The organism is Myxococcus vastator (genome assembly GCF_010894475.1).
Classification (GTDB): Bacteria; Myxococcota; Myxococcia; order Myxococcales; family Myxococcaceae; genus Myxococcus; species Myxococcus vastator.
The window spans coordinates 1-4,204 of the sequence record NZ_JAAIYB010000584.1; the positions used below are offsets into that span (position 1 = coordinate 1).

At 72.3% G+C, this 4,204-nt stretch carries 4 protein-coding genes; 1 reads left to right on the forward strand and 3 read right to left on the reverse strand.

Annotated elements, in window-relative coordinates; genetic code table 11:
• The 3 genes from G4D87_RS34305 to hisG form a co-directional block, all read right to left on the reverse strand.
• Positions 1-649 (reverse strand): pyridoxal phosphate-dependent aminotransferase (locus tag G4D87_RS34305; RefSeq protein WP_163786888.1); only part of this gene is annotated, 649 nt, incomplete at its 3' end.
• A complete protein-coding gene (hisD, locus tag G4D87_RS34310) occupies positions 646-1,956 on the reverse strand; it encodes a histidinol dehydrogenase (protein ID WP_205507829.1) in 1,311 nt (436 codons plus the stop codon). The genes G4D87_RS34305 and hisD, both read right to left, overlap by 4 nt.
• On the reverse strand, positions 1,956-2,816 hold the full coding sequence (hisG, locus tag G4D87_RS34315) for an ATP phosphoribosyltransferase (protein ID WP_163786890.1): 861 nt from the start codon (positions 2,814-2,816) through the stop codon (positions 1,956-1,958). The genes hisD and hisG overlap by 1 nt, the downstream gene beginning before the upstream one ends.
• A gap of 299 nt (positions 2,817-3,115) precedes the next feature.
• Between hisG and thiO the strand changes: the two genes are divergently transcribed.
• Positions 3,116-4,204, forward strand: a 1,089-nt coding sequence (gene thiO, locus G4D87_RS34320; protein ID WP_163786891.1) for a glycine oxidase ThiO, incomplete at its 3' end; no start/stop codon positions are given.

The window sequence follows — 4,204 nt, forward strand, 5'->3', positions numbered from 1 at the left end:
ACCCCACCCGCAGCCCCGCCAGCCCGAAGGCCTTGGAGAAGGTGCGCGTCACCAGCACATTCGACCGCCGTCGCGCCAGGCCGAGGAAGTCCTTTCCCGGCGCGAAGTCCGCATAGGCCTCATCGATGATGACGATGCCGGGCGCGTCCTCGGCGATACGCTCCACCGCCGCCCGCGACAGCGCGGTGCCCGTGGGGTTGTTGGGCGAGCACAGGTAGATGACCTTCGCCCCCGTGGCGAGCAGCGCGTCCGCATCCACGTCGAAGTCCGGCTTCAGCGGAACGGGCACGGCCTTGAGCCCATTCACCTTGGCGAACAGCGGCACCATGACGAAGGTCGGGTCCTGGAAGGCCAGCGTGTCCCCGGGCTCCAGGAAGGCGCGCAGCGCCGAGTCGATGACGTCATCCGAGCCGCAGCCCGTCGTTATCTCCTCGGGCGCCACGCCCATGGACGCCGCCAGCGCCCGGCGCAGCTCCGGCGCATAGCCCGGGGGATAGCGCGGTACGCGGGACACGGTGGAGACCAGCACCCGCTCCACGGAGGGAGGAACACCGAAGAGGTTGGTGTTGTCACTCAGGTCCACCCGGCACGGCCGCTTCGAAGGCGCGTACAGCGGAATGTCCCGATACGAAGCCCGCCTGGGAATCATGGCCGCCCCCAGGCGCGCGCGGCGTCCGCGTGCGCGAAGAGGCCTTCACTGTCAGCCAGCCGCCCCACGTCCTCCGCCAGGGCCGCCGCCGCCGCGGGCGTGACGCGCTGGTAGGTGGTCCACCGGTAGAAGTCGAGCAGGTTGAGACCCGAGTACGCCCGCGCCAACCCCGCCGTGGGCAACACGTGGTTGGAGCCCGTCATGTAGTCGCCGTAGGCCACCGACGAACGCTCTCCCAGGAAGACGGTGCCCGCGTTGCGCACCCGCCCCAGGTCCTCCTGCGCCGTCGCCGTGGCGATGAGCAGGTGCTCCGGCGCGAAGTCCGCCACGAAGGGCCAGGCTTCCTCCAGGGACGCCACTGTCAGCACCGCGCCGCGCGAGCCCAGGGCCGAGGTGACAATCTCCCACCGCTTCGCGTGCTCGGCCTGCCGCTCCACCTCCGCGGCGATGGCGTCCGCCAGCGCGTCGCCCAGCGCCAGCGTGACGCAGGCCGCCTCCGGGTCATGCTCTGCCTGGGCCAACATCTCTCGCGCCACCGCGGCCGGGTTCGCCGTGTCGTCGGCCACGACCAGGATTTCACTGGGGCCCGCGGGCGCTTCAATCGCCACCGCGCCCACCACCTGCAGCTTGGCCTCGGCCACGTAGGCATTGCCCGGCCCCACGATGCGGTCCACGCGCGGCACGCTCTCCGTGCCATGGGCCATGGCCGCCACCGCCCCCGCGCCGCCCAGCGAGAAGACGCGGTCCGCGCCCGCCAGGGACGCCGCCGCCAGCACGCTGGGGTGCGGCAAGCCATCGGGCCCCGGCGGCGAGCACACGATGACCTCGCCCACGCCCGCCACCTTCGCGGGCACCACGCCCATCAGGACGCTGCTGGGGTACACCGCGCGGCCTCCCGGCGCATACACCCCCACGCGGCCCAGCGGATCCGGCCGCCGGCCCACGAGCACGCCGGGCTCCGTCTCAACCTCCACCAACCGCGGCCTCTGCGGCGCGTGCGCCAGGGCGATGTTGCGAGCCGCCCGGGCCAGCGCGTCCCTGACGGATGGCTCCAATCCGGCGAGCGCCGCGGCGCAGACGTCTCGCGGAACCTCCAGCGCCGTCAGCTCCACGCGGTCGAGCTGCCGCGCGAGCTCGAAGAGCGCCTGGTCTCCTTCCGCGCGCACGCGGGCGATGAGCTCCCGCACGCGCAGCGCGACGCGGGCATCGGAGCCACTCGCCCGGTCCAGCAGGCGCCGGAAGTCCTCCCGGGCGAGAGAGGACAAGGGACCGCGGTACCTCAGGGTCGACGAAGCAAGGGCGGCCATCACGCCATCAACCTTTCGATGCGGGTGACGAGGATGCCCTCGCAGCCCAGGGCCTTCAGCGCGTTGATGGTGCGGTAGATGGTCTTCGCCGGCACCACCGCGTGCACGGCCACGAAGTCGCCGCCGTCCAGCACGTTCACCACGGTGGGGCCGTTGAGGCCCGGGAGGACCTCGCGCACCCGGACGAGCGAGTCCTTTGGCACGTTGGCCATCAGGTAGCGCTTGCCGCGCGCCGCCAGCACCGAGCCCAGCGCCTGCTTCAGCTCGTCCAGCTTCCGCTGCGCGTCCACCGGGTTGCCCTTGCACGCCACCAGCCGCGCGCTGGACTCCAGCACCGTGGCCACCTCCCGCAGGCCATTCATCTTCAGCGTGGAGCCGGTGGACGTCAGGTCCACGACGATGTCCGCGATGCCCAGGTGGGGCGCGATCTCCGCCGCGCCCGACACCGGCACCACCGCCACCCGCTGCCCGCGCCGGGCGAAGTACTCCTGCGTCAACCGAGGGAAGCAGGACGCGACCCGCATGCCCTCCTTCACGTCCTCCGGCGAGGCGAAGCCGCCCTCCTCCCGCGCCGCCACCACCAGGCGGCACCTGCCGAACTCCAGGTCCATCAGCAGGTCCAGCTCGCGTCCGGACTCGCACACCAGGTCCCAGCCGGTGACGCCCGCGTGCGCGGCACCATCCGCCACGAACTCCGGGATGTCCTGGGCGCGGACGAAGATGGCCTCGAACTCTCCGCCCAGGGACGCGGTGAGCGCGCGCTCACCCCGGGCCCGCACCTCCAGGCCCGCGTCATTGAACAACTCCCGTACTTCGTCCGAGAGGCGGCCTTTGTTGGGCAGAGCAATCTTCAGCAGCATGGGGAACCTTCAAGACTGCGAGGAGACAACGACGCGGAAACGAAAAAAGGCCCGTCCTGGGGGGACGGGCCTTCGGTCGCTGCGGCAGGTGCCGAGGTGGGTGCGTCTAGCGTCTCACCCAGGCATGCGCATGGCGAACGGTCCCGTCGGGGCCGAGCCGATGATGCGCATGGTGATGGTGAAGGGACGCGGAGAGCATCGCCGTATGAGTAACGACAAACCGCCGCGCCGTCAACCGGGCCCGGAGTAGAGCCCGCGCAACGCTTGCAAACACCCTCGCGGGCGAGCAGGAAGCGCCCATGCGAGTCGCGGACGTCATCATCGTGGGTGGGGGCATCATGGGCTGCGGCATCGCGCTGCGGCTGCGGCAGGCCGGCGTCCGCGTCGTCGTGCTGGAGCGCTCCATTCCAGGCGCGGAGGCCTCCAGCGCGGCGGCGGGGATGCTCGCGCCCCAGATGGAGTCCGACGGTCCGGGCGCCTTCCTGGACCTGTGCCTTCGCAGCCGCGGCCTCTACCCCGCCTTCGCCGCCGAGCTGCGCGAGCTGTCCGGCGTGGACGTGGCCTACCGGCCCTGCGGCATCCTCAAGGTCGCCTTCAACGAGGCCAGCCTGCCCCCCCTGGACGCCACGGTGGCATGGCAGCGCGGCATGGGCCTGCGGGCCGAGCTGCTCGACGGCGCCGCGGCCCGTGCCCTGGAGCCACGCCTGTCCGCGAAGGCCGTGGGCGCCGCGCACTTCCCGGACGACCATCAGCTGGACAACCGGCTCCTGGTGCGCGCCCTGACGATGGCCGCCGCCAGGGTGGGCGCGGAGTTCCGCGGCGGCTACGTGCGCGGCGTGGTGCGGGAAGGTGGCCGCGCGGTGGGCGTGGACCTGGACGGCGAGCTGCTGCGCGCCGACGCGGTGGTGCTGGCCGCGGGCTCCTGGTCCGCCCTGGTCCACGGCGCCGGCGTGGACGCCCGAGCGGTGCGGCCCGCGCGCGGGCAGATGGTTCAATTCCAGACACGGCTGCCCCTGCTGGACCGCGTCGTCACGTCCGAGAAGGGCTACCTGGTGCCTCGCGCGGACGGCCGGGTCATCGCGGGCAGCACCATGGAGCTGGTGGGCTTCGACAAGCAGGTGACCGCGGCGGGCCTGGCGCGCATCCTCGACATGGCCCTGGAGCTGTGCCCGGAGCTGGGCTCGGCGCCCGTGACGGAGACGTGGGCGGGCTTCCGGCCGTGGACGGAGGACCAGCGGCCCTTCCTGGGCGAAGGCCCCGTCCCCGGGCTCTTCCTGGCCACGGGCCACTTCCGCAACGGCATCCTCCTGGCCCCCATCACCGCGAAGCTCGTCGCACAGGCCGTGTTGGGTGAGCGACCCGCGGTGGACCTGGCGCCCTTCCGGTAC